The 24,338-nt window shown below is 70.7% G+C and carries 21 protein-coding genes and 1 pseudogene; 12 read left to right on the top strand and 10 right to left on the bottom strand.

The window, feature by feature from the left end:
* Positions 1-245: pseudogene (locus K8612_RS34895) on the bottom strand (hypothetical protein); the annotation flags it as partial.
* Between the two features lie 220 nt (positions 246-465).
* On the opposite strand from K8612_RS34895, the gene K8612_RS34890 reads away from it, so the two are divergent.
* The 3 genes from K8612_RS34890 to K8612_RS34880 all read left to right on the top strand — a co-directional run bounded on the left by K8612_RS34890 (position 466) and on the right by K8612_RS34880 (position 2,841).
* Complete coding sequence (locus K8612_RS34890) at positions 466-777, top strand: PadR family transcriptional regulator (protein ID WP_223745129.1); 312 nt, start codon at positions 466-468, stop codon at positions 775-777.
* Positions 774-1,886, top strand: coding sequence for a hypothetical protein (locus tag K8612_RS34885; protein WP_223765417.1), 1,113 nt, complete (start codon positions 774-776; stop codon positions 1,884-1,886). Before K8612_RS34890 ends, K8612_RS34885 begins: the two co-directional genes overlap by 4 nt.
* 64 nt (positions 1,887-1,950) lie before the next feature.
* On the top strand, positions 1,951-2,841 hold the full coding sequence (locus K8612_RS34880; protein ID WP_223765416.1) for an alpha/beta hydrolase-fold protein: 891 nt from the start codon (positions 1,951-1,953) through the stop codon (positions 2,839-2,841).
* Positions 2,842-2,970: 129 nt separating this feature from the next.
* On the opposite strand, the gene K8612_RS34875 is transcribed toward K8612_RS34880, so the two are convergent.
* From K8612_RS34875 to K8612_RS34860, 4 genes are all read right to left on the bottom strand, one after another.
* Positions 2,971-4,041, bottom strand: a complete 1,071-nt coding sequence (locus K8612_RS34875; protein ID WP_223765415.1) for a cytochrome-c peroxidase — start codon at positions 4,039-4,041, stop codon at positions 2,971-2,973.
* Entirely contained in the window at positions 4,038-5,144 is a 1,107-nt protein-coding gene (locus tag K8612_RS34870) for an MbnP family protein (protein ID WP_223765414.1), read from the bottom strand. Before K8612_RS34870 ends, K8612_RS34875 begins: the two co-directional genes overlap by 4 nt.
* A 119-nt stretch (positions 5,145-5,263) precedes the next feature.
* Entirely contained in the window at positions 5,264-6,016 is a 753-nt protein-coding gene (locus K8612_RS34865; RefSeq protein ID WP_223765413.1) for an SIMPL domain-containing protein, read from the bottom strand.
* A 126-nt stretch (positions 6,017-6,142) separates the two neighbouring features.
* Positions 6,143-6,787 (bottom strand): hemerythrin domain-containing protein, encoded by a 645-nt coding sequence (locus tag K8612_RS34860; protein ID WP_223765412.1) that lies wholly within the window; start codon positions 6,785-6,787, stop codon positions 6,143-6,145.
* A gap of 306 nt (positions 6,788-7,093) precedes the next feature.
* Here K8612_RS34860 and K8612_RS34855 point away from each other — a divergent pair, with 306 nt between their 5' ends.
* Entirely contained in the window at positions 7,094-8,065 is a 972-nt protein-coding gene (locus K8612_RS34855; RefSeq protein WP_223744266.1) for a PDR/VanB family oxidoreductase, read from the top strand.
* Between the two features lie 87 nt (positions 8,066-8,152).
* Complete coding sequence (locus K8612_RS34850) at positions 8,153-8,830, top strand: RDD family protein (protein ID WP_223744267.1); 678 nt, start codon at positions 8,153-8,155, stop codon at positions 8,828-8,830.
* Between the two features lie 31 nt (positions 8,831-8,861).
* Here the strand turns inward: K8612_RS34850 and K8612_RS34845 are convergent, their stop codons facing one another.
* Complete coding sequence (locus K8612_RS34845; RefSeq protein WP_223765411.1) at positions 8,862-11,345, bottom strand: serine/threonine-protein kinase; 2,484 nt, start codon at positions 11,343-11,345, stop codon at positions 8,862-8,864.
* A 348-nt stretch (positions 11,346-11,693) separates the two neighbouring features.
* On the opposite strand from K8612_RS34845, the gene K8612_RS34840 reads away from it, so the two are divergent.
* From K8612_RS34840 to K8612_RS34830, 3 genes are all read left to right on the top strand, one after another.
* On the top strand, positions 11,694-13,451 hold the full coding sequence (locus K8612_RS34840; RefSeq protein ID WP_223765410.1) for a S8 family serine peptidase: 1,758 nt from the start codon (positions 11,694-11,696) through the stop codon (positions 13,449-13,451).
* A gap of 214 nt (positions 13,452-13,665) precedes the next feature.
* The gene (locus K8612_RS34835) at positions 13,666-14,070 is read left to right on the top strand and encodes a hypothetical protein (RefSeq protein ID WP_223744270.1); all 405 of its coding nucleotides are present in this window, start codon (positions 13,666-13,668) and stop codon (positions 14,068-14,070) included.
* Positions 14,071-14,224: 154 nt separating this feature from the next.
* Positions 14,225-15,388, top strand: coding sequence for a cytochrome-c peroxidase (locus K8612_RS34830; RefSeq protein WP_223765409.1), 1,164 nt, complete (start codon positions 14,225-14,227; stop codon positions 15,386-15,388).
* Between the two features lie 4 nt (positions 15,389-15,392).
* Here the strand turns inward: K8612_RS34830 and K8612_RS34825 are convergent, their stop codons facing one another.
* The 3 genes from K8612_RS34825 to K8612_RS34815 form a co-directional block, all read right to left on the bottom strand.
* Positions 15,393-16,796 (bottom strand): M24 family metallopeptidase, encoded by a 1,404-nt coding sequence (locus K8612_RS34825; protein ID WP_223765408.1) that lies wholly within the window; start codon positions 16,794-16,796, stop codon positions 15,393-15,395.
* 143 nt (positions 16,797-16,939) lie between these two features.
* Positions 16,940-18,040 (bottom strand): kelch repeat-containing protein, encoded by a 1,101-nt coding sequence (locus K8612_RS34820; RefSeq protein ID WP_223765407.1) that lies wholly within the window; start codon positions 18,038-18,040, stop codon positions 16,940-16,942.
* Between the two features lie 138 nt (positions 18,041-18,178).
* Positions 18,179-18,514, bottom strand: a complete 336-nt coding sequence (locus K8612_RS34815) for a DUF2171 domain-containing protein (protein WP_223765406.1) — start codon at positions 18,512-18,514, stop codon at positions 18,179-18,181.
* Positions 18,515-18,668: 154 nt separating this feature from the next.
* On the opposite strand from K8612_RS34815, the gene K8612_RS34810 reads away from it, so the two are divergent.
* The 4 genes from K8612_RS34810 to K8612_RS34795 all read left to right on the top strand — a co-directional run bounded on the left by K8612_RS34810 (position 18,669) and on the right by K8612_RS34795 (position 23,136).
* Positions 18,669-18,866 carry a hypothetical protein gene (locus K8612_RS34810; RefSeq protein WP_223744276.1) on the top strand — a complete coding sequence of 66 codons (198 nt, stop codon included), beginning with the start codon at positions 18,669-18,671 and terminating at the stop codon, positions 18,864-18,866.
* A 510-nt stretch (positions 18,867-19,376) separates the two neighbouring features.
* Positions 19,377-21,728 carry a glycosyltransferase gene (locus tag K8612_RS34805; RefSeq protein WP_223765405.1) on the top strand — a complete coding sequence of 784 codons (2,352 nt, stop codon included), beginning with the start codon at positions 19,377-19,379 and terminating at the stop codon, positions 21,726-21,728.
* 224 nt (positions 21,729-21,952) lie between these two features.
* Positions 21,953-22,453 (top strand): WG repeat-containing protein, encoded by a 501-nt coding sequence (locus K8612_RS34800; protein ID WP_223744278.1) that lies wholly within the window; start codon positions 21,953-21,955, stop codon positions 22,451-22,453.
* Between the two features lie 140 nt (positions 22,454-22,593).
* On the top strand, positions 22,594-23,136 hold the full coding sequence (locus K8612_RS34795) for a hypothetical protein (protein WP_223744279.1): 543 nt from the start codon (positions 22,594-22,596) through the stop codon (positions 23,134-23,136).
* Position 23,137: 1 nt separating this feature from the next.
* On the opposite strand, the gene K8612_RS34790 is transcribed toward K8612_RS34795, so the two are convergent.
* Entirely contained in the window at positions 23,138-24,151 is a 1,014-nt protein-coding gene (locus K8612_RS34790) for an ABC transporter ATP-binding protein (RefSeq protein ID WP_223765404.1), read from the bottom strand.
* Between the last annotated feature and the right edge of the window lie 187 nt (positions 24,152-24,338).

The following is a 24,338-nucleotide window of genomic DNA, read 5'->3' as shown; positions in this document are numbered from 1 at the left end:
CTGTCCCAGTCCTCCCTCCTCACGAGGCCCGTGCCTTCACCCCACAGGCGCAGCCGCACCGGAGCGCCCAGGTTGAGTCCGAACTCAGCGCCTCGCTCGAAGACAAGGGTGGGCTCCACCTGGAGGAAGACCTCATGCGTGCCCACTCCCGCACGCGGCAGGAAGGACAACGACGTCATCTCCACGCGCAGCAGGTTGCGCCATGTCTCGTCCAGTGGGCGCCGTTCCTCCTCGACTGTCGGCACCTGCGGGGCGTCCTCGGCCCATGCTGCCCCTGGCAACAGCAGCCACAGCCAGACAACTCCACTTCGCGTCATCCGCATCCCCTGTGAGAGCCACCACCGAGGAGAGCAAAGGCCACACGTCTGACGTTTCGTTCAGCCCGGCGCCTGCTGGATGGCGGAGGTCACCCGGGGTGCGCTCCGGAGGTCTTGACTTTAAATCTACATAGGTAGATTTATAGCCATGCCACGAACACGCGCGTTGTCGAGTCACGCCCGCGCCGTCCTTGCCGCACTGCTGGATGCGGGCTCGGGCTGGTCGCATGGGTATGAGCTGTGCCGACTTGCCGGCGTGAAGTCGGGCACGCTCTATCCGCTGCTGATCCGCCTCGAAGCCCAGGGCTATCTCGAAGCCGAGTGGCAGCAGCCGTCCGAGGGCGGTCGGCCGCCACGGCACGCCTACCGCCTGACCCGGACCGGGGTCCAGCTCGCGCGCGACAATCCGCCAGACCGCAAGGTGGCTGCTCGCTCCGGCCTCCGCGAGGTCCCCACATGAGCGTCCGCGTCCAACGACTTGCCGCGGACCTGCTGTGCCGCGCCCTGGAGTTCCTCCTGCCACCGCGGCTGCGCGACTGGGGACTGGCCATCCGCCACGAGGTCGCGGCAATCCCCGACGACACCCAGGCCTTGTCGTTCGCGCTCGCGAGCGTCCTCGGCCTGGCGCCGCGTGCCCTCGGCATGCTCCTGGTGCAGCCCTTCAGCGCGTTGCACGGCCCGCGTGCCGCCGGTGCGCTCTGCGCGGTCGGCGCGGTCGCGATGGGGCTCATCTACCTGACGCTTGCAGGCGCGCCTGTCCGCTACCTCGGCGTCAACGCTGGCGCGCTCGTCCTCGGTCTTCTCCTGCTGGCTCTCATCCGCCGCATCCCGGCGGCGGTCGGGCATTTGTCCGGAGCCCTGATTCTCGGCCTCTCGGGCCTGCTGCTCGCCACCGCCTTCTTCGGCCTCCGCGTCGAGGGGGCAGCGCGATGGGTCAAGCTCGGCGGTGTCATCGTGCAACCGAGCCTCGTCCTTCTTCCGCTCATGCTCGCCGGCTTCTCCCGGACGCGCACCCCGCTCGCGACGACGGGGATCATCGTTGCCGCGCTGGCCATGGCGCTCCAGCCCGACCGTGCGATGGCGGCCATGATGACAGCGACGCTGGCGACCATCGCGGCGGCGCGCGCGGACCGGCCGGCGTGTGTGGCTTTCACGGCCAGCCTCCTGGCGTTCGGAGTGACGCTGCTGCGCCCCGACGCGCTTCCCGCCGCACCCTTCGTCGACCAGGTCCTCTTTTCGTCCTTCTCGGTCCATGCCCTCGCCGGGCTGGCGGTCGTGGCCGGGTCGGCCCTGCTGCTCGTCCCCGTGATCATCGGTAGGTCCTGTGACGAGGACGGCCGCGCGACCTGCCTCGCCTTCGGGACTGCCTGGCTTGCGGCCATCATCGCCGCCGCGCTTGGCAATCACCCGACACCGGTCGTGGGCTACGGCGGCAGCGCGATCCTCGGCTATGTCCTGAGCCTTTCGACCCTGCCGAGGCCGGTGAGCGCGCGGAGCAACTCCGCGACCGCCCCGACCGACGAGCCGCGGGCTTCGCGCGACACCCATTCCAGAATCGCGCTCGCCTAGCCGCCATTCGCGAGGCCGTTCTCAACGGCGGGAACGCCTCCCCAACGGATACCTGACCATGACCATGCCTCGCCCTGGACGGCGGGTTCGATACCTGCTGCCCGCTGTCTTGCTTTCAATCGCGCTCGGGTTCACGTGGACGCGGCTCACGCGCAGCCGCGGCGACCAGCGAGCCTCGTTCACGCCCGCGAATCAGCAGTGCGACGCGCAAGGGCCCCTGCGCTACTGCATCAACACGGCCGCCGGGGGCACCAACGGCGACGTCGTCTATCACCTCCACGGGCGCAACCTCGACGAGACCGTCTGGAACGACGACACCTACTTCACCGGAATGCTTCAGGCGCGATGGCAAGCCGCCGGAGCCCTGCCTCCCACGGTCGTCACGGTCTCCTACGGCTCGACGTGGCTCCTGACTCCGAAAGGCAGACAGCAGGACAGCGGCCTGCTCGATGACTTCATGTCACGTCTGCCTGCGATTGAAGCGCAGGCGGGGCGCCCCCGGCGGCGGATGCTGCTGGGGGAGTCGATGGGTGGGCTCAACGTCCTGGTCGCGGGCCTTTCCCATCCGGAGCGGTTCGCGAAGGTCGCGGCGCTCTGTCCGGGCGTCTACACCGACACCCCGTTCTCCTCCTTCGACACGATCAAGGCCTCGATGGAGCGCACCGGGGCCGATCCGAAGATCGTGTTCGGCGTCTGGTGGATGGCGCGCAGGTACGTGGCGGACGAAGCCGAGTGGCGCCGCGTCTCGCCCCTGCACCTGGCCGCGCAAGCGGGGCCGGACCATCCGGAGCTCTACCTCTCCTGCGGCCTCTACGATGCCTACGGCAACTACGAAGGCACCGAGCGGCTCGCCGACCTGGCCCGTCAGCGCGGCGTCAGGACCGAGTGGCACCCGCTCTATGGCGGGCACTGCGCGTCAGACGTGTCGTCGCTGGCCGACTTCCTCGTGAGATGAGCCTGACGCGGGACGCGCGGGTGGAGCTGGCGGGTTGCGAAGCCCGGCGCCCGGGAGCTGGCCATGGAGAGCCGATGGAGGCCAGCGCGCGAGCACGACAAGGAGAACCTCTCCCCGAGCCCTCGCGCCTCATGGCGCGTCGGGCGGTCCCAGGGAGGGGTCCGAGAGGAAGGCTTCGTCCGTCAGCGCGTGGAGGAAGGCGAGCACCGCCTCCGCCTCCGCGTCGTCCAGGGTCACGCCGGGGGCCTGTCCCTCACGCAAGAAGGCGCCGTCCAGCGTCGCGGAGCGCACCATGCCTCCCCGGTAGTGCAGGAGGACGGCCTCCAGCGTCGCGAAGCGCCCATCGTGCATGTAGGGCGCGGTGACGGCCACGTTGCGCAGGGTCGGCGTCTTGTACCGCCCCGCGTCCTCGTCCCTCAGCGTGACGCGTCCCCGTCCGCGCGACACGTCCTCGCCCTGCCCGAAGCGCTCGTCCAGGCCGTTGTTGTGGAAGGCGTTGTCCGTGAAGAGTTCAGAGTCGTGACAGGGCGTGCAGCGCTGCCGTACGAGCGCCAGGCCTCGGGACTCCTGCTCCGTCAAGAAGGCGCCCGGCTCCCCCCGCCGCCAGCGGTCATAGCGGGACCGCGCGGACACGAGGGTGCGTTCGTACTGCGCCAGCCCCCGCAGCAGCTTCCCCAGGGTGGGCTCCCCAGGGCCGAACGCGGCCTCGAACCGGCGCACCACGTCTGGATCCGCGGAGAGGCCCGCCATCATCCCCTCCAGGTCGGCCTGGCCCATCTCATCCGCTTGCGTGAGGGGCGCCAGCGACAGCGACTCCAGGTTCTTCGCGCCCCCGTCCCAGAAGAGTCCTTCCATCCAGGCGAGGTTGACGAGCGCAGGGGTATGGCGTGAGAGGGGATGCTGCGTCACTCCCGCCGTGGAGCGCGCCACGCCGTCGGAGAAGCCGTGCTCCTGCACATGGCACGTCGCGCACGACACCTGGCCGTTGCCGGACAAGCGCGGCGCGTGAAACAGCCACCGCCCCAGCTCGACGCCCTCCTGGGTCAGAGGGTTGTCCTCGGGCTGGGGCAGGAAGGTGAAGCCCACGGGCAGGACCTCCGGCGAAGACCCGGGGGGCAGCGCCTCCGGGCCTCCACCGCACGCCCCCAGCAGCAGCGTCGACAGCCCCCAGGCCGCATGCCGGAGCGTGTGACGGTTCATCGGTTGGAGTTGTCCACGGACACCACCGAGAACATGGCCTTGAAGCCATCCGACAGCGTCGCGCGCTCCGTGGCGCTGCTCGCGTTGATGGTGGGCGTGGTGCGGGGGCTGAGCGACGTGAACAGCGCGGCCACGTCCGCCCGCAGGTTCACCTTCACCTGCTTCTGCGAATTGACGGTGACCGGAGCGGTGAAGTCCAGGTTCACCGTGCGGTAGTCGGCGTTGGTGCCCGTCTCCCACGCGAAGGTGTCGCTGGTGCCATCCACCTTGACGTACTGGCCCTTCGTCTTGGTGAAGATGTAGCTGGTGAACCACATCCAGGCGGAGGACGTCATGTTCTTGAGGACGTGCAGCTCTCCCGCCTGCCGGCTGAGGTCGTCGTTGTAGGTGGGGTCCACGCCAATGCTGAACTCGATGCCCGTGTAGACGCCGGCGGGCACCGCCACCATGTCCACCTGCTCGCGGCGGTTGGCGGGCAGCGTCGCGGGGGACGACGTCCCATCCACGGCCTGTGCCTTGATGACCTCGAGCAGGTGATAGCTGTTCGCGAGGGCCACCTTCGTGCCGTCCTGCTTGCGCAGCTTGACGTTGGACAGCCAGTAGCGCAGCTCCGTGAACCTGAGGCTGTCGCCTCCCGCGGTCGTGAAGGTCTGGTCCAGCGCGAAGGGCGCGCTACCGAAGACCAGCCCCGCGTTGAGCGACAGGGCGCCATCCGTGGCGGCGAGCACCCCCTTCAGCCGTTCCACCTCGCCCTGCGCCGCCTCCAGCTTCACGAGCACGCCATCCCAGTCCTGGGACGCGAGCAGCTCGCGGGCTTCGGCGAGCTGCTGCTTCAAGCTTCCAAGCTCCGTGGACAGGGCCTGCTTCTCCTGCTCCGTCGCGCCCTGCTGCTGCTGCTGCTCGGCGAGCTGCCCCTCCAGCCGCGTGACCTCCGCCTCCAGCTCGGAGATCCGCTGGTTCAACTCCTGACGCTCCGTGACGGACAGCGTCGTCGGGTTGGACGAGGTGTCCTCACCGCAGGCGGGGATGAGGGTGAAGGTCAGCGCGGACAACACGCTCGCGCGGACGAACCGGGGCATGGACGAGGGGAAGTGAAGGGTCATGGCACGGCACTCATGCCAGGGACTCCCCCCTCCTCGAATGCGGTCATTTGCCGCACGGTGTTTCGTCGCACGGCGCCTCCGCCAGCGTGAGACATGCCCCCGTGATGCGCGGTGTCCCGCTACTGGATGGCGAAGATGAGCGTCACCTTCGCCTGCACCGTCTGCTCCTCCGGCTGGATGGGCGTGGGGGGCGCGGCGCGCGACTCCGCCATGTCCATGGCGAAGGTGGCCGGGTACAGGCGCGGGGCCTCCGTCACCGTGCTCGCGTCCAGCACCGCGCCCAGCTTCACGTTCAGCGACGCGGCCAGCACCTCCGCGGACTTCCGGGCTCGCGCCACCGCCTGCCGCAGCGCCTCGCCCTGCACCGCGTCCTGCCGGCTCAACCCGAAGCGCACGGAATCCACCCGGTTCGCCCCCGCCGCCAACGCCTTGTCCAACAGGCTCCCCACCTTGGACAGGTCCGTCACGTGGACGCTCACCAGGTTGCTCACCCGGTAGCCCTTGAGCTTCGGCTCACCGCCCTGCGGCGGCGCCGGCGTGTACTCCGGATAGACGTTGTAGTTGCGCGTCTGCAAATCGCGCTTCGGGATGCCCGCACCGGTGAGCGCCGCGAGCACCTTCTCCATCCGCTTCGCGTTCTCCTCGCCCGCCGCCTTCGCGTTCTGCGCGGACGTCTCCACCGCCACGTCGATGAAGGCCTCGTCCGGCTGCGCCTTCACCTCGCCCGTGCCCTCCACGCGCAGCGTGCGCACCTGCGGATCCACCGGCGGCCGGGGCTGCGGTGAGCCGGGCGGCGTTCCCTGCGTCTGCGCCGCGGCCGTGAAACCCGCGAGCACCACCAGCGTCGTCAACATCCTGCGAACAGCGGACATGGCGCCTCCTTCCCAAGGCCCCGAGCACCTTCGCGCTCCGGGCGCGAAAGCCTCTCATGTCCCTCCAGACGCCCCAGCCCCGGCGGACATTCACCGGGCCCGAGGCGTCCAGCGCCTGACGCTCGCTCAGTGCAGCGGCTCGCCCGCCGGGTCCGGCGACATCATGGACTCCAGCGGCTTGCGCAGGGGATGCGGCGCGGACTTGCGCACCCGCGTGACCGCCTTGCGGCGCGCCGTGCGCAGCGCGTCCCGGCCCATGTCCATCACCGCCGCCACCGCGCCCGTCAGCAGGTTGCCCGGCGGCGTGTCCGGCGCGGCCGGGTGCGGGTGCGTGGGCGCGCCCTTCTTCGCCAGCTCCAGCGCCTCGCCCACCTGCCGCAGCTCCTGCGGCTTGAAGGCCTTCTTCACCTCCGGGAAGAGGTACTGCTCCTCCTCCGTGACGTGCGCGCGCACGTTCTCCATCAGCACGTGCACCTTCGCGTCGAAGCGCTCGGACTCCGGCGGCAGCGTGTCCAGCTCCGACAGCACCCACTTCACCACGTGGTGCTCCTCCAGCGCCCGCAGCACGTCCGGCGACAGGTCCTCCGAGCGCGCGCGCACCGCCGGGTAGAAGACCTGCTCCTCGATGGCGGCGTGGATGGACAGCTCGCGCACCATCTCGTCCACCAGCTTGCGCTTGTGCGCCAGCGCGTGCTCACCCGCCTTCTCGAACTTGCGGAACAACTGCTCCACCGTCTTGTGGTCCGCCTTCAGCAACGTGATGGCATCCATGGGCCGTCTCCCTTCCGTCGAAGCGGGGGGCCGCGCATCCCCCATCGCGAAGCCGCTCGGGCCTGAGTGACCCTGGCGCAGCGCGGCACGGAGTGAAGGGTGGGGATGGATTCCCAGCCGTGCCCACCCCCGCTGCCCTGGCCCCCGCGTCAGGACGGAGGGCAGGCGGGCGGAGGGCCGCTTCTGTCCGGAACCGGTCGGAAAAACCGTACCCGCCCCCACTCCCCGGGCGGCCCGGGAGTGCACACCGTGCGCGGCCAGATCGGTCTCGCGCCGGGCGGCGGGCAAGGGAACAGGGGCACTACCGTGACGACGAACACGCTGCGCCTGCGGGTGGCGCGCATCACCCGCGAGGCGGAAGGCATCCAGTCCTACGAGCTGGTGTCCCAGGACGGCGGCGCCCTGCCCGAGTTCGAGGCCGGCGCCCACCTGGACGTGCGGGTGCCGGGGCTGGACGGCATGCGCCAGTACTCGCTCTGCAACGACCCGAGCGAGACGCACCGCTACGTCATCGCCGTGCAGCGCGACGCCCACGGCCGCGGCGGCTCCAAGGCGATGCACGACCACGTCCGCGAGGGCGACGTGCTCACCGTGAGCGAGCCCGTCAACGACTTCCCCCTGCTGTACGGGCGCAGCTACGTGCTCATCGCGGGCGGCATCGGCATCACGCCGCTGCTGGCCATGGCGCGCGTGCTGGAGCGCACCGGCGCGGAGTGGGTGCTGCACTACTGCGCGCGCGACGCGGACCGCACCGCCTTCCGGGAGCTGTTGTCCACGCCGTCCTTCGCGGGCCGCGTGCACGTGCACCACGACGGGGGCGACCCTTCGAAGGGGCTGGACGTGCGGTCGCTGCTCGCGACGCGCGGCCCGGGCACGCGGCTGTACTGCTGCGGCCCGGCGGGCCTGATGAAGGCCGTGCGCGAGGCGGCCACCCTGCACAAGTGGCCCTGGGAGAAGGTGCACTTCGAGGCCTTCACCGCGGAGGGCACCTCCGCCACGCACGCGACGCCGGAAGAGGACTTCGAGGTGTCGCTCAAGAGCACCGGCCAGGTGCTGCGCGTGCCGGCCGGCAAGAGCGTGCTCAACGTCCTGCGCACCCACGGCGTGAAGGTGGAGAGCGACTGCGAGGCGGGCTCCTGCGGCACCTGCGTCACCCGCGTGTGCGAGGGAACTCCGGACCACCGTGACACGTTCTTCCAGCAAGAGCCCGCGGGAAATGCACGGATGCTGGTCTGCGTGTCGCGCGCCCGGTCCAAGCGGCTGGTGCTGGATCTGTAGCGACACCCCCGGGCCCGGCGTTTTGGAGCGCGCCTGGGCACGGCGGGCCGCCTATGCTCGCGCCCCGCTCGTACACGAGAGAGGCTGATGAGCGACGGGACGTTGTTCTCCATGGACACTCCGCCCACCGAGGCCCGGTTCCAGAACCGGCTCTGGGTGGCGGACGCGTTGGACCTCACGGGCGCGGCGCTCGTGGGTTGGGGCGCGGTGCGCGCGGCGGAGTGGGTGTCCACTCCAGCGCTGCTGGGGTTCGCCATGGGGGCCGCCTGGGTGGTGCTGTCCTGCGTGGGCGGGCTGACGGGGCTCACCCCGGGCCGTCACGCCCTGGGCCTCAAGCTGGAGCGGGCGGAGGGGCGGGTGCCCGGCATGGGCACCGGACTGCTGCGCGCGCTCACCGCGCCGGTGGAGCTGCTGCTCCAGGTGGTGTTGCAGCGCCGCCCGCTGGACGCGCAGTTGGGCGTGCACGCGGCCGTGATTCCGGGCGGCCTTCGCGGCTGGGCGCGCAGCCTGCCGCTGCCGCTGGTGGGGCTGGTGCTGCTGGCGGGCGCGGTGTGGAGCATCGTCACGCCCACGCGCCAGGAGATGCTCCAGTACCTGGACCGCACGCTGACCGGGTGGCACTGCTGCCACGGCACGCGCGAGGTCACCTGGCAGTGCCGCACGTCCCTGTCCCGCGCGGTGCGCAACGCGAACGGCGGCGACGCGGAGGTCGCGGAGTTCCTGCGCAACGAGTGCCCCGTGGCCGCCAGCCGGCTCGCGCCCTGAGGCGTCACGCGAGCCGGCCAGGGCTCGCGCTTCAGCGCTTGCGCAGCGCGAAGGTGTCGTCGCCCTCGTCGCAGCTCACCCAGACGGCCTTCTCCGGTACGGCGGGCGCCTTGTAGTTCACCTTGAAGTAGGGCTCCTGCACCTTGACCCGGTGCGTCCTGTAGGGCTCGAGGCTCGCCATGATGGCCTGCTGCCGTCCGTTCAGGACGATGACGCAGTTGTGCCAGGTCCGGGTGTCGGAGCTCGTCACGTAGAGGGTGCTGTTCAAGCCGGTCCCCAGGATGCCGTCGATCTCCGCCTCTCCCAGCAGGCGCGAGCGCTCCGCGGCCTTCGGCTCGGGCGCGGGCGCTGGCGGCGCGGCCTGCGGGGTCTCGACCACGGACGGAGGCAGCGTCGGCCCCGACGGGCGCACGGTCATCAGCAGGAAGCGCGGCTCCTTCGCCGCGTCCGCCTCCGCGTCCAGCCTCAGGGTCATGCGGTCGCGGCTCGGCTTGATGTCCACCACGGTCGCCGTCCCCAGCACCGGGCGCTTGCGGGTCCCCTTCTGGATGGGGCCCACCACCTTGAACACCGTGCCCGCGTTGATGCCCGAGGGCACCGCCGCGTTCACCACGCGCTGGCCGCCGCCCGTCTCGCCAATCTTCGCCACGGCCAGGCTCGCGGGCACCAGCTCGGGCGGATGCGTCGCGGGCCGCTTCGGTCCGGGGACGGGCTTGGACTCGGGTGAAGGCTTCACCACCGGCTCGGGCTTCACCTCCGGCTCCACCGCGCCCGGCTCCACCGGCGCCTCGGGAGGCGGCTCCACGGGCGGCGTCACCGCGGGAGGCGGCTCCTCCACCTTCGGGGGCGCGGCGGCCACCACCGGCTCGGACGGCGGGAGCGTCTGGGGGGCCACGGGCGGCTCGGCCGTGTGCGGGCGCAGCACGTAGGCGGTGATGCCCACGGAGGCACCCACCAGCAGCAGCGCCGCCACGGCGATCCGCGCCACCGGCCTGCGGGGCTCGGGCTGCGCTGGCAGCGATCCGGACGTGCCCGCCAACCCGGCGCCCTGGGGCGGCGCGGGCGACAGGTGCACCGCCGTGGCGCCCAGCGCGGCCGCGTCCACCTCGTCGGTGCTCCGCGCCACGCCTCCGGAACCCGGCGTGCCGCGCGCCACACCACCCGAGCCCGGCTGGGCCACGCCACCGGAACCGCGCGCCACGCCGCCTGAGCCCGGCTGGGCCACGCCTCCGGACCCCGTGCCGCGCGCCACACCGCCTGAGCCCGGCTGGGCCACGCCACCGGAGCCCGGCGCGGGCATGGCCACACCGCCGGCTCCCGGCGTGGGACTGGCCGCGCCGCCGGAGCCCGAGGGATGGGACACGAACGTGCCCCCCGGCCCGAGCGCCGGGCCGTCCACGTCGATGCGCCCGGTGTTGGGCCTGCTCCCGGACTCATCCTCCGGGGAGACCGCTCCGGCCGCCGCGCCACTCCCGGAGCCGCCGTACAGCCCCGTGCCCGAGCCGGGCCGGGGCGCGGGCGACGGCGTGCGCCGCTCCCCGTGCACGCTGGACGTCAGCTTGCGCTGCTCGGCGAAGGCCTCCGGGCAGAGCGCGCGCACGAACTCGCCCACCTCCTCCGCGCCAAGGGGGTTCCCCGAGCGCAACAGCTCCGCGTTGAGCGCCCGCGCGAACTCATCCGACCGCGCGTACCGGTCCGCGGGCGACGGCGCCAGCGCGCGGCGCAGCACGGCCTCCAGCGACGGCTCCACGTCCGGACGGAAGTCCTTCAGCGGCGGCACCACCGGATGCGACATCGCCGCCATCATCTCGCCCACGGTGCCGTGGGGCACCAGCCCACGACCCGCGAGCATCTCCCACACCACCACCGCGCAGGAGTAGATGTCGCTGCGGTGGTCCAGCGGCTCCGCGCGGACCTGCTCCGGGGACATGTAGCCCAGCTTCCCCATCACCGTGGACGGCAGCGTGTACTTGCTGCGCGCGGTGGACTTCGCGAGGCCGAAGTCGATGACCTTCACCTCGCCCTCGTACGACACCATCACGTTGTGCGGGGACACGTCGCGGTGGACGATGCCCAGCGGCTCGCCGTCCGAGCCCGTCTTGCGGTGCGCGTACCCCAGCCCCTCCGCCATGCGCTGGCCGATGTAGAGCGCCACCGGCGCCGGCACCGCCCGCCCCTGCACCCGGGCCTGCTCCAGCAGGTACCCCAGGTCCACGCCCGCCACGTACTCCAGGGCCATGTAGTAGGTGCCGTCCGCCTCGCCCATGTCGTACACCTGGGCGATGGAGGAGTGGACCAGGTGCACCAGCACCTTGGCCTCGTGGTGGAACCGGTCCAGGAACTGCCGGTCCTTCACCAGCCCCGGCAGGATGGTCTTCACGATGCAGGGCTTCTCGAAGCCCGCCGCCCCGGACAGCTTCGCCAGGTACACCTCTCCCATGCCGCCCTGGCCCAGGAGGTGGACGAGCTCATAGCGCCCGAAGAAGCGGGGGGACTCTGTGGGTGCGGTGCTCATGGCTTGGCGCCCCGGAGCGCAGCATGGACTCCCCCATGGAATCAAGCCGCGCACCTCGCGCCACCCCTCCTTGCCAGCCTTCCGACACCCCTGGCGCAAAAAAGAGAAAGTCCCGGGGTCGACGGAATTCCCGAGCCTGTGTTCCGACGGACAACAGGTCTGTTGTGCACCCGCGCACGTCCGGCACGCCCCTGGGGCCTGGAGACGATGCGAGTCCGCGCGGGGATGCGTTCCCTCATCGCAGCACGCCGCTTCCTTCCTCGGTGAGGGGGGCGGGCACCTCCCGGTCCTCCGCCATGTGGGGGGATCGCCCTCGGGAGGGGCGTCCTGCTTGGAAGGAGTCGCACCATGAGGCGTTGGGCATTCGTCGGGTTGCTGGCGCTGGCCGCGTGTGCGCCGGAGTCGTCCTCGCGCAGCGCGTCCCAGGGGCAGGTGTGCCCGGGCGTCGTCGCCGGTGGGATGACGGTCCACCAGGGGCTGGACGGGCACCCGCCCTCCCCGGCCCAGGGGGACGGGCGCGAGCCGGTCATCATCCGCTTCCGCCACACGGGAGACCGCACGCAGGCCGCGGGCGTCACGGCGTCCGGCGCCAGCTTCACGGCGAGCACCGGCGCGAAGGTGGGCGCCGTCTACCGCAACATCCCCGCGGTGGCCGCGCGCGTGACGCCCCAGGAGCGGCTGCTGCTGGAGCGCAGCGCCCTGGTGGAGAGCATCGAGGCGGACCAGGTCTGGTACGGCCAGGGCCTGACGCCCGGGCTGCTCGCGCCGCTGCCGCGCCAGGTGACGGCCGCCACGCTCACGCCGTCGGACGAGTACACGGACGGCCTCCGCCTGGTGCAGGCCCCGGAGGTGTGGGACGCGGACCGGGACGGCGTGCTGGACGTGGGCGCGCCCACGGGCGAGGGCGTGCGGGTGTGCGTCATCGACAGCGGGCTGGACATGGACCACCCGGAGTTCCAGGGCGCGGTGGTGGGCAGCCACGACTTCCTGGACGGCGACGACGACGCCAGTGACCGCGGCGCCCAGGGCCAGTGGGGCCCGGGCCACGGCACGCACGTGGCGGGCATCATCGCGGCGCGCATGGGCCACGGCGGCGACACCGGCCCCCGGGGCGCGCAGGGCGGCATGGTGGGCGTGGCGCCCAACGCGTCGCTGCTCATCGCCCGCGTGCTGGACCTGTCCGGGCAGACGCAGATGAGCGTGGTCCTCTCCGCCATGGAGTGGTGCGAGTCCCAGGGCGCGCGCGTCGTGTCGCTGTCGCTGGGCGGAGGCAACGCCACCCGCAGCACCGTGGAGGCGTTCCGCGCGCTGCAGGAGCACGGCCTGCTGGTGGTGGCGGCCTCGGGCAACCAGGGCGGCCCGGTGCTGTACCCCGCGTCCGACCCGTCCGTGCTCGCGGTGGGCGCGGTGGACTCGAACGAGCGGCGCGCGAGCTTCTCCAACGCGGGCCCGGAGCTCTCCCTGGTGGCGCCCGGCGTGGACGTGCTGTCCACCTTCCCCCGGGGCATGGGCGCCTTCGCGGAGATGTCCCTGGACGACACGTCCCCCATGTCGCGCTCGCTCCTGTACTCGCCCACGGGCGACACCGCGGGGCGGCTGGTGGACTGCGGCCTGGGGGACTCGCTGGCCTCCTGCTTCGACGCCACCTGTGACGGCTTCGTCGCCTACGTGCGGCCGGGCGCGGTGCCGGTGTCCGTGGCCATGTCCAACGTGATGATGCAGGGCGCGCGCGCCGTCGTCTTCGGCTCCGAGGACGCGCCCGCGGGCGGCGCGGTGGACATCCTCTCCCTGCCCCGCAGCGGACGCTGGGCCCCGGCCGTCAGCGTCAACCAGGCCGCCAGCACCATGCTGCGCGGGCGGCTGGGCACGGACGCGCGGCTCACCCTGGTGCCCGTGGACTACACCCACGTCTCCGGCACCTCCATGGCCGCGCCCTACGTGAGCGGCGTCGCCGCGCTGCTCTGGAGCGCCCGGCCCGACCTCACGCCCCAGCAGGTGCGCGAGGCGATGGAGTCCTCCGCGCGCGACCTGGGCACCGCGGGCCGGGACTCCCTGTTCGGCCACGGCCTGGTGCGCGCGCGTGACGCCCTGCAGCGGCTGCAGTGAGGCGCTTCTCGATTCATGGGAAGTGTGAGGGCCACTTCACGGACGCGGAGCGCGGATGTTGGGGAACGGAAAAATGCTCCGCGTGATGAAATCGAGAATGCGTTTCCGCGTGGAATGAAAGCGCGCCGGGATTGTACGTGGCGCGCGCCAATGGCTGCCGGGAAGGCGGCCAACCGGGCGCGAAAACCATCTCATTCTTGAATTGAGGATATCCATGTTGCGAATTGCTGTTGCCGCCTTCGTCGTTGCCGCCACGGGTTGCGCCTCGTCGAGTGGCGCGGCGGCCGCGGGTCGCGCGGGCAACGCCACGGTCACGGGCAGCATCGCGTACCCCGCGAGCGGCCTGCAGGGTGACCCGTGCTCGGCGGTGGGGGTGAAGGTGACGCAGAACGACGCCGTGGCCCTGGGCCGGCACGAGGTGAAGCAGAGCCGCAACAACCGCTGCAGCTACACCGTCAGCGGGCTGCCGGAGGACCAGGAGCTGAACGTGGAGCTGACGATGGGCGCGGGCCTCAAGTGCGCCAGCGGCGCGGCGCCCACGGTCACCCCGGGCCCCACGAAGATGAAGATCGCCAAGTTCGCGGCGCCGGTGGTGAGCTTCAAGCTGGCCTGCGAGTAGCGCGCCTGAAGTCCCGCTGAAGGGCTTCACGCCATGAAGGCCGGGGCAAGCCCTGAAGAGGGCCCCCGGCCTTCGTGCGTGGACGGCCGTATGCCCGGCGGGGGGACGGGGACCATTGATTGCTGAACACAAGGGCGCGAAGCTGCTCCGGCCCATGACTGGTCTCCGTCCGCGTACCGCCGTGCTCGCCCTGGCCCTGCTGGGGGCGGGTTGCGAATCCGAAGTTCCCTTTCCGACCGAGGATGAGCTGGACCAGCTCAGCGCCCTGCACACGCAGAGCGTGAAGCCGGAGGCGGACCCCACCAACAAGTGGGCTGACAACGCGGACGCGGCGGCGCTGGGTCAGCGGCTGTTCGAGGACCCGGGGCTGTCGCGCTGCGGGACGGTGTCCTGCAAGAGCTGCCACACGGGCGAGTCCTACACGGTGGAGACGGCGACGGCGGAGGGCTGCGGAGGCCACCAGTCCGAGCGCAACCCGCCCAGCCTGTTGAACGTGGGCTACAGCCGCTGGTTCATGTGGGACGGGCGGGCGGACCGGCTCTGGTCGCAGGCGCTGCTGCCGCTGACGAACCCCATCGAGATGGACTCGGACGTGACGGTGGTGCGCGCGCGGCTGTCCGGCGAGCCCTCGTACACGGCGGCGTACACGCAGTTGTTCGGCAAGGCGCCCGCGGACGAGTCCGACCCGGACCGGCTGATGGCGAACGTGGGCAAGGTGCTGGCGGCGTACCAGCGCACGCTCAACCGCACCGAGGCGCCCTTCGACGCGGACGTGCGGCGCTTCCTGCAGGCGGTGGAGGCGGGCACGCAGGAGAAGGACCCGGCGTACCTGGGCCTGAAGACGTTCATGCGCAAGGGCCAGTGCGTGGTGTGCCACAAGGGCCGCTCGCTGTCGGACGACAAGTTCCACAACCTGGGGCTGAAGGACTCCGGCCCGGGGCGGCGCGGGCAGGCGGCCGCGGTGGACGCGCTGGTGGCCTGGCCGTTCAACGCCGCGGGCCCCTACAGCGACGCGCCCAGCGGTATCGACGCGGCGCGGCTGCCCACGCTGAAGGCGCAGGCGCAGAGCAAGCCCGCGGAGGTGGAGGGCGCGTTCCGCACGCCCACGCTGCGCAACGTGGCGCTGAGCGCGCCGTACATGCACACCGGCGCGGAGAAGACGCTGGAGGACGTGGTCGAGTTCTACAACAAGGGCGGCGACCCGGACGGCACCTTCGCGGGCGTGCGCACGGAGACCATCGTCAAGCTGGACCTGAGCAGCGAGGAGAAGCAGGCGCTGGTGACGCTGCTCAAGTCCATGACGGGCGCGCCGAAGTAGGCCTTCAGCGGACCAGGTGGAAGGACGTCTGACGCTGGAGGGCCCAGCGCACGGTGCCCTGCGAGTCCACGACGACGTCCTCCTCCTGGGCGGAGCGCACGGGCTGGCCCTTCCACTCCGGCACGGGGCTCGTCGCCTGCAGCTCGATGGAGAACCAGGAGTCGGGCATCACCGGGTGCTCGCCGTTGCCGGGCACGCCCTCCTGGCGGTCCCACATGCCAATCATGGGGCCGGCGCCGTGGCCGTGCAGGCCAATGGGGTGTGAGTACACGCTGCCGCTGATGCCCTCCGCCTTCATGCGCGCGAGCGAGGCGCGCAGGACCTCGTTGCCGGTGCGGCCCGGCTTGATTTCGCCGGTGACGATGTCCTGGAGCCGGTTGGACGCCTTGAGCGCGGCCTTGAGGCCTTCGGGGGCGTCCTTCTCTCCGTCGCGCAGCACGTAGCCCATGTGCTGGGTGTCGGTGTTGAGGCGGAGCGCGGTGACGCCGAAGTCGCAGTGGAGCACGTCGCCGCGCTGGATGACGGGGTGGTCGCCCAGGTCTTCGTCGGTGGCGCCCTGGCGCTGCACGTCCACGTCCGGCTGGAACCAGGTGTCCAGGCCTTCGTCGGCCAGGCGCTGGCGCATCCACCACTCCACGTCCTGGGTGGTGGTGGTGCCGGGGGTGATGACGGCGTTGGAGAAGGCGGTCTGGATGAGGTTCCAGGCGTACTTCTGGAGGTCGGCGTAGAAGCGGACCTCGTCGGCGCCTCGCCAGCCGAGCACGTCCAGGGGCAGGCCTCCGGCGGGCTTGAGGCGCTTGGACCAGGTGGGGCCCAGGGCCTGGGCCATGCCTTCGTATTCGCCGTGGGTGAGGCCGTCCGCGAAGGCGATGGCGGGGGACACGTTGATGGCGATGGAGTCCGGCTTGCGCTCCTCCACGACCTGCTTGAGGAGCAGCCACTGTTCAGGGCCCAGGAGCTCCGCCGCGCGCTGCGAGCCGCCGCGGTCCACCATCATGGGGGCGCGGCGGGCTTCATAGAGGCCGCCCTGGGTGCTGCCGCCCAGCGCCAGCCGCTCCACGCCCTGGTCGGGGCCCCGGTCGAAGAAGACGTAGATGGTGCGGCGGCGGGCGGAGAAGGTGGTGGGGGCGACGAGCGCCTTGAAGACGGGGTCCTCGTTGTACTCGCGCATGGGGACGACCCACATGCTCACGCCGTACTTGCGCATGAGCTGGGGCAGTCCGGTCTCCAGCCGTTCACGGAGCCACTCCTGCTGGCGGGCGGACTGTTCGCGCAGCGTGCCGAAGGGGCGCACGGGCGCGGCGACGGCGGCGGCCGGGGCCTCGGGCTTCGAGGGGGCGGCGGGCGCGGTGGCGCAGGCGGAGGAACAGACGAGCGGGACGACGAGCAGGTGTTTCCAGGAGCGCATGGGCGCGCAGTCTGTCACGCGCCCCGGCACGCCGCGCGGCGCGAATGGCCGCCAGGAACCGCCGTTGTCAGTCATTCACGGAAAAGCCAGACACACTGTCCCGGCTTCACTTCGAATCCGTGGAGTGTCTGTCCAAGCTGGGGTTACTCCAGGGGCGTGGCCTGGGCCACGGCGGGAGCGGGGACGTACTCCTCGCTCGTGGCCAGGGTGCCCAGCTCGTTCACTCCGCCCACCACCAGCACCGTGCCCCGGCGCAGCCACAGCGCTCCGGCTTCGCCTCGCGGCTCATGCAGCGTGGGCGCCTGCGTCCAGAGCCCCTTCGCCGGTTCGAAGCGCTCCGCGGAGTCCAGCGTGCCTCGGGAGGAGTGCTCGCCGCCCACCACCAGCACCGCTCCCTCCGCCGTCAGCAGCGCCGCGTGGTGCTCTCGCGGCACCGCTGGCGCCTCCACCCGCTCCCAGGCGTTGCGCTCCGGCACGTACACCTCCGCCGTGCGCGCCGCCTGCGTCGTGGTGCCTCCCACCACCAGCACGCGCCCGTCCGGGAGCAGCGTCACCGTGTGCCCCAGCCGGTGCGTCCCCGCCGCGCCGCCCACCGCTCCCGCCTTCTCCCAGCGGCCCGTCACCGGGTCGTAGAGCTCCGACTGCAGACCGCTCGCGAAGAGCACCTTTCCCGTGCGCAGCACCACCGCCGTCCCCGCGCCGCCTCGCGCGTACGCGGGCGCCTCCGCCGCGCTCCACGTGCCCGTCACCGGGTCGAACAGCTCCGCCGAACGCACCGGCCGCAGGTCCACGTCCGTGCCCCCCGCCACCAGCACCCGACCGTCCGGCAACAGCACCACCGCCGGGTCGTTGCGCGCCTCGCTCATGGGCGCCGCTTGCGTCCACACGCCCGTGTCCGGCGCGTACAGCTCCGCGCTCGCCAGCGCGCCCACCGTCACGCCATTCGAGCCGCCCACCACCAGCACGCGCCCATCCACCAGCCGCACCGCCGCGTGGTTGCGCCGCGCCGTGCGCAGCGCTCCCGTGGTCCGCCAGCGCCCCGTGTCCGGGTCGAAGATTTCGCAGCTTCCCAGCGTGCGGCTGCCGTCATGCCCTCCCGCCGCCAGCACCCGCCCGTCGTCCAACGCGACGTAGGGCAACAGCCGCCTCGGCGTGGACAACACGCCCGGCACCGGCGCCTCCACGCCGCCCGCATCCGCTCGCGGCGCGGGCCCGCACGCGAACACCACTCCCAACCACAGCATCGTGACGCAAGATGTCGAAAACCGTCGCATGGCCCCACCGGGACGTCAGGTCGAGGGGTCCGTCTAACGCGCCGGTCTGACACCCAGGCGACCGCAAGGCCCAGTGATTCCAGGGCCTTGCCCTCCGGGTCGGACGCGTCAGTGCCGCATGGGACCCAGGGGGTCGTTCGTGGGCTCCGCCTCCAGGCCCTCGCTGTGGCGCGGCGGCAGGGCTCCGCCGTCGTCGTCCTCCTCCAGCGTGAGCTGCGGGTGGTCCGCCGGCTTGAGCAGGACTTCATCCCCGCTCACGGCCGCCACGTCGCTGTACTCCACCAGGTAGTCGCGCCGGGGAATGGGCACCAGGCCCTGCTCCAGCTCGAAGTGCGTGTCGCCCACGCCCGCCACCCGGCCCAGTTGCTGTCCATCGGCGGTGCGCACCGACATGCCCTCGCGCACCTCTCCCGCGTGAATCATCGCGTCGCTCCTCGCGCTCATGGGGTCCTCGCCAAGAGTGGGGTCGCTCCCGCCGCCGTGCGCGGTGTGGCAAGCAAGCCCGGTGGGCCCTCGGGCCGCCTTCTTCCACGCCCGTGCGCCCGCCCCGCGCGCGGCCCTGTCACGGGGTGCCTAACGTTGGCTCAAGGAGGCCCCCATGCTGCTGGAACTTTCGAACGACGAATCGCGCGTGCTGAAGGACGCCGTGGATTCCTCGCTGCAGACGCTGCTGGATGAAATCGCCCGCGCGGAGCAACGCGAACACAAGGAGGCGCTGCACCAGCGCTACGAGCGGCTCGCCGCCCTCCAGCGCCGGCTGGAGCCCGTGGTGGAGAGCGAACAGGTCTACGCCTGACAATCCCCTCGCTCAAATCCTCACCATCCATCCAGGCACCGGCTTGCGATTCACAATCCGCCTGTGTATGGTTTACGCGCAGTCCCGCAGAAACCCAACCTGGCCAGGAATTTCCACGTGGGTCCGTGGCCGTCCGTCTGGACGGAGGCTTTGTTGGCCGTTGAATCCGGCATGACCACGATGCACCGCCGGCAAATCCGACACTGGAGTTGCCCATGAGCAGGTCTTCGAAGCAGTACCAACCCTCGCAGGCAGATATCGATAACCGTTCGCGTCAGCTCAATCCCCAGGATGACGCGTACTGGCAGTCTCGTGGCGAAGAAGGTCGTCCCTCCGAAGAGGCAGCGGATACCCAGAAGCCTCAGGCGCCCGAGCCCTCCGAGCCCGCGTTGAAGTAGCAAGCTCCCTTCCACAAGACGACACGGCTTCGCGCAGACTCGCGGAGCCGTGTCGCGGCGTTCCCTCTTCAACAGGTGCCATGGCGTGGAGCCATGGCACCCGGGCCATTTCATGCGAGTGCTTCAGGTCATCCATGGCTACCCCATGCGCTTCAACGCGGGCTCGGAGGTGTATACCCAGGCACTTTCACAAGGCCTGTCGAGCCGGCACGAGGTCCAGGTCTTCACCCGCCGCGAGGACCCGTTCCTCCCAGACTACGAACTGACACAGGAGCGTGATCCAGACGACCCGCGTGTCCTGCTGCATCTGGTCAACCTCCCCAACAGTCGTGACCGCTACCGGCATGAAGGGGTGGATCAACGCTTCGCGGAAGTGCTGGACGGCTTCCGTCCTCACGTCATCCACGTGGGCCATCTGAACCACCTGTCCACGTCTCTGCTGGAGGTGGCCGCGACCCGTGGAATCCCCATCGTCTTCACCCTGCACGACTACTGGCTCATGTGTCCCCGGGGGCAGTTCCTGCAGATGCATCCCGTTGCCGGGAGCGAGCCCTGGTCCGCATGTTCAGGCCAGGAGGACCGGAAGTGCGCGGAGCGCTGCTACGCGCGCTACTTCTCTGGAGGCCCCGAAACGCGGGAGCAGGACGTCGCGCACTGGAGTCAGTGGGTGCACGACCGGATGGAGCATGTGCGCCGGATGATGGAGCACGTGGACCTCTTCATCGCGCCTTCGCGCTACCTGCTGGAGCGATTCCAGCGGGACTTCGGGCTGGCCGCCCACAAGGCGGTGTATCTGGATTACGGCTTCGACCTGGAGCGCCTGCGCTACCGGCAGCGAACGCCCGAACCCGACGTCGTCTTCGGCTACATCGGCACCCACATCCCGGCCAAGGGCATCCATCACCTCATCAAGGCTTTCGGGCAGGTGCGCGGCAAGGCCCGGCTGAAGATCTGGGGACGGCCTCGCGGCGAACACACGGACACCCTCAAGGCGCTGGCCCTGGCCCTGCCGGGAGATGCCAGCACACGCGTGGAGTGGCTTCCCGAGTACCGCAACGCGGACATCGTGCGGGACGTCTTCAACCACGTGGATGCCATCGTCGTGCCCTCCATCTGGGTGGAGAACTCTCCGCTGGTCATCCACGAGGCGCTCCAGGCGCGGGTGCCTGTCATCACCGCGGATGCAGGAGGGATGCGCGAGTACGTCCGGGATGGAGAAAACGGCGTGCTCTTCACCCACCGGGACCCCGGCTCGCTTGCCCGGGCCATGCAGCAGTTGGTGGACGCCCCGGAGCTGGCGGTGCGACTTGGCAGTCGCGGGCACCTCCTGGGGGAAGGGGGCGACGTGCAGGGGATGCAGGCCCACGTGGAGGCCGTGGAGGCCCTGTATGCCCGTGCCATCCGGGAACACCGTGCCCGTCGTGCCCCCACCCGGCCCGGCCCCTGGCGCATCACCTTCGACACCAATCCCGACGACTGCAACCTGCACTGCATCATGTGTGAGGACCACTCGCCCCACAGCGATACCCAACGCCTGCGCCGGGAAGCCGGCCAGCCCAAGCGTCGCATGCCCCTGGAGCTGCTGCGACGGATCATGGCGGACAGTGATGGCACGCCCCTGCGGGAGGTGATTCCGTCAACCATGGGGGAACCGCTGCTCTATCCCCATTTCGACGACATCATCGATCTGTGCATGGCGCACGGGGTGTGGCTGAACCTCACCACCAACGGGACGTTTCCCAGGCGCGGAGCACGAGCGTGGGCACGCCGGCTGGTCCCCATCACCTCCGACGTGAAGGTGTCGTGGAATGGTGCCACGAAGCAGACCCACGAAGCGGTGATGCCCGGAACCCGCTGGGAACAGGTCCTGGAGAACCTCCGCCAGTTCCTCGCCGAGCGCGATGTTCATGCCCGCGAGGGAGGTCATCGCTGCAGGGTCACGCTCCAGCTCACCTTCCTGGAGTCGAACGTGGGCGAGCTGGCGGACATCGTGCGGCTCGCGGCGGACCTGGGCGTCGACAGGGTGAAGGGTCACCACCTCTGGGCCCACTTCGCCGCCATCCAGCCCCTGTCCATGAGGCGCGACGCCTCGGCGATCCATCGTTGGAACGAGGCCGTCCAGCAGGCGCACCGTGTCGCGGAGGAGTGTCGGCGGCCGGATGGGAGCAAGGTGCTCCTGGAGAACATCCTTCCTCTGGGAGCGGAGGCCGTCACGGACCTCGCGCCTGGCGCGCAGTGTCCGTTCCTGGGGAAGGAGGCATGGGTGAGCGCCGTGGGCCGCTTCGACCCCTGCTGCGCTCCCGACAAGGAACGACGAACGCTCGGGAGTCTGGGCAACCTGAACGAGGTGGGCATCCGGGAGGTGTGGACGGGCCCGGCCTATCAACGGCTGCTGAATGGCTATCAGGACCATCCCCTGTGTCGCGGCTGCAACATGCGTCAGCCGGTGAAGGAGGCCCCTTGAACCCCAGCGCCCATCCGCGGGTCTCGCCTGACAGGACCCATCATCTCCTGGACGGAAAGCCGCTCTATGCCGCGCGCTTCACCGAGGTCCTCTCCTTTCACGAACCGGGACTCGCCGCTGTCAGGGACGCCTCGGGAGCATTCCACATCGACTTGAGGGGGAACGCGCTCTCCTCCCGCCGCTTCATCCGGACGTTTGGATTCTATGAAGGGCTCGCGGCGGTCGTGGATGCAGAGGGTGCGTTCCACCTGCGCGTGGATGGGCAGGAGCTCACGACAGGGCGCCACGCGTGGTGCGGCAACTTCCAGGACGGGCGCTGTCCGGTCCGGGCGAAGGACGGCCGCTACTTCCACATCGATGGCCGGGGAGAGGCGGCCTATCTGGAGCGGTATGCCTACGCGGGAGACTTCCGGGACGGCTACGCGGTGGTGCAGGAGGCCTCGGGCCTCCACCTGCACATCGACAAGCAGGGTCACCCCTTGAATGCGCGCCGGTTCTTCGACCTGGATGTCTTCCACAAGGGCTTCGCGCGCGCCCGGGACGCAGGCGGCTGGCATCACGTCGACGCCGCGGGAGACGCTCTCTACGCCCGGCGCTTCGCCATCGTGGAGCCCTTCTACAACGGACAGGCCCGCGTAGAGACGTTGGACGGCGCGCTCCAGGTCATCGACGAGCAGGGCATCACCGTGCGCGAGTTGCGTGCACGCCATCCGGAGCCGGCATGAGGTCCTCGCCCCGCTCGTCCGCGCCGGAAGAGGTCCTCTCGCTTGATTCCGTCGTTGCCTTCGCCCGGGAGCAGCTCGTTCCGCTTGTCTCCCACGCGTTTCCAGGCCGATTCTTCCTGGCCGGGGGAGCGTTCAAGACCTTGCTCCAAGGGCGTCCCCCGCATGACCTGGACCTCTGGCCAGCCAGCGTCCTGGACCGGCAGGTGCTCCTCGTCCATCTGGAGGCACAGGGGGCCCTCCTGCTGGATGACAACCCTCCCTTCCAGACGACCTTCCAGCTCTCGGGACGTCGGCTCGAAGTGGCCTACGACTGCGCACCAGCGACACTGGAAGAGCGCCTCTCCCGATTCGACCTGGGCCTCTCCGCCATCGGCGTGGAATACGCGGGAGGCCATTGGCGGGGGCACGTCCATCCCCTGGCGGCGGAGTCCGTCCAGCGCCGCGAGGTGCTGCTGCTGCGCCCGCTGGCCAACTGGAAGTACCTGCTCGCCACCCTGGAGCGGTTGCGTCGCTACGGCGAGGAGCTGGGATATCGCGTCCCTGCCACGGAGGAGCAGTACCTCTGGGACCTGTTCGAGGCACAGCCTCGTGCATCCCAGGAAGCCCTGATGACACGCCATGCCCGTGTCGCGCGTGAGGCCAGCAGCGTGCTGGCGGAAGCCAGGCTGCGGCTCCGCCCCTGACTCACACCGCGCGCCCCGTCCTCGCGTCGAACCGGCGCAGGTAGCGCGCGTCGTGGCGCAGCCACACCGTGTCTCCGCTCGCGGCGCGGAAGTCTCCGGGCGCCCGCGCCACCAGGCGCTCGCCGCCCGTCTCCACCGTCACCCAGACCTCCGCGCCCATGGGCTCCACCAGGTACACGTACCCCTCGCGCGCGTCCTCCGGCGTGGGCCCCTGCCCCACCTGGAGGTGCTCCGGCCTCAGGCCCAGGACCGCGTCCCCTTCGGACAGGCCCAGCGTCTGGGGCTTCACCAGGTTGATGCGCGGCGAGCCGAAGAAGCCCGCCACGAAGAGGTTCGCGGGCGCGTCGTAGAGCTCGCGCGGCGGGGCCACCTGCTGCACCTCGCCCTGGCTCATCACCACCACGCGGTCCGACAGCGTCATCGCCTCCGCCTGGTCGTGCGTGACGTAGATGAACGTGGCCTTCAGTTGTTCGTGCAGCTTCTTGATTTCGCCGCGCATCTGCGTGCGCAGCGCCGCGTCCAGGTTGGACAGGGGCTCGTCGAAGAGGAACACCTTGGGCCTGCGCACCAATGCGCGCCCCAGCGCCACGCGCTGCCGCTGTCCGCCCGACAGCTCCTTCGGCCGGCGCGACAGGAGCGCCTCCAGCCCCAGCACGCCGGACACCTCGCGCACGCGCGCCTCGACGTCCTTCGCGTCCATGCCCGCCACCTTCAGCGGGAACGCCAGGTTCCCGGCCACGTCCAGGTGCGGATAGAGCGCGTAGCTCTGGAACACCATCGCGATGTCGCGCTCGCGCGGCGACAGGTCGTTCACCAACTGCCCGTCGATTCTCAGCTCGCCGCCGGACAGCTCCTCCAGCCCGGCGATGAGGTTCAACGTCGTGGACTTGCCGCATCCGGACGGGCCCACCAGCGACACGAACTCGCCGTCCGCGATGTCCAGCGTCACGCCCTTCACCGCCACCACGCCCCCCCGGTACACCTTGCGCACGTCCTGCAGGGACACCGTCGCCAAGGCTCCGCTCCTCCACTCAGGGCCACGCCCCGCGAAAAGCCCCAGCATCGCCGCTCGCGTCCGCCCGGAAAGTCCAGTCCACCCCGCCCCGTCACATCCCCTACGTGACGGGTTTTCCAGGACGGGCGGTTTGTTACAGGCTTAACAGTTCTCTACACTGCTCCGGAACGCCATCCACCGGAGCGCC

It is taken from the genome of Corallococcus sp. AS-1-6, from assembly GCF_020037015.1.
Taxonomy (GTDB): domain Bacteria; phylum Myxococcota; class Myxococcia; order Myxococcales; family Myxococcaceae; genus Corallococcus.
This window is presented reverse-complemented; position numbering and strand designations above follow the sequence as displayed.

Bases quoted from the DNA above. Each gene is read 5' to 3' on its own strand.
- K8612_RS34890 (WP_223745129.1), top strand. From the start codon at position 466: ATGCCACGAACACGCGCGTTGTCGAGTCACGCCCGCGCCGTCCTTGCC.
- K8612_RS34885 (WP_223765417.1), top strand. From the start codon at position 774: ATGAGCGTCCGCGTCCAACGACTTGCCGCGGACCTGCTGTGCCGCGCC.
- K8612_RS34880 (WP_223765416.1), top strand. From the start codon at position 1,951: ATGCCTCGCCCTGGACGGCGGGTTCGATACCTGCTGCCCGCTGTCTTG.
- K8612_RS34875 (WP_223765415.1), bottom strand. From the start codon at position 4,041: ATGAACCGTCACACGCTCCGGCATGCGGCCTGGGGGCTGTCGACGCTG.
- K8612_RS34870 (WP_223765414.1), bottom strand. From the start codon at position 5,144: ATGACCCTTCACTTCCCCTCGTCCATGCCCCGGTTCGTCCGCGCGAGC.
- K8612_RS34865 (WP_223765413.1), bottom strand. From the start codon at position 6,016: ATGTCCGCTGTTCGCAGGATGTTGACGACGCTGGTGGTGCTCGCGGGT.
- K8612_RS34860 (WP_223765412.1), bottom strand. From the start codon at position 6,787: ATGGATGCCATCACGTTGCTGAAGGCGGACCACAAGACGGTGGAGCAG.
- K8612_RS34850 (WP_223744267.1), top strand. From the start codon at position 8,153: ATGAGCGACGGGACGTTGTTCTCCATGGACACTCCGCCCACCGAGGCC.
- K8612_RS34845 (WP_223765411.1), bottom strand. From the start codon at position 11,345: ATGAGCACCGCACCCACAGAGTCCCCCCGCTTCTTCGGGCGCTATGAG.
- K8612_RS34840 (WP_223765410.1), top strand. From the start codon at position 11,694: ATGAGGCGTTGGGCATTCGTCGGGTTGCTGGCGCTGGCCGCGTGTGCG.
- K8612_RS34835 (WP_223744270.1), top strand. From the start codon at position 13,666: ATGTTGCGAATTGCTGTTGCCGCCTTCGTCGTTGCCGCCACGGGTTGC.
- K8612_RS34830 (WP_223765409.1), top strand. From the start codon at position 14,225: ATGACTGGTCTCCGTCCGCGTACCGCCGTGCTCGCCCTGGCCCTGCTG.
- K8612_RS34825 (WP_223765408.1), bottom strand. From the start codon at position 16,796: ATGCGCTCCTGGAAACACCTGCTCGTCGTCCCGCTCGTCTGTTCCTCC.
- K8612_RS34820 (WP_223765407.1), bottom strand. From the start codon at position 18,040: ATGCTGTGGTTGGGAGTGGTGTTCGCGTGCGGGCCCGCGCCGCGAGCG.
- K8612_RS34815 (WP_223765406.1), bottom strand. From the start codon at position 18,514: ATGAGCGCGAGGAGCGACGCGATGATTCACGCGGGAGAGGTGCGCGAG.
- K8612_RS34810 (WP_223744276.1), top strand. From the start codon at position 18,669: ATGCTGCTGGAACTTTCGAACGACGAATCGCGCGTGCTGAAGGACGCC.
- K8612_RS34805 (WP_223765405.1), top strand. From the start codon at position 19,377: ATGCGAGTGCTTCAGGTCATCCATGGCTACCCCATGCGCTTCAACGCG.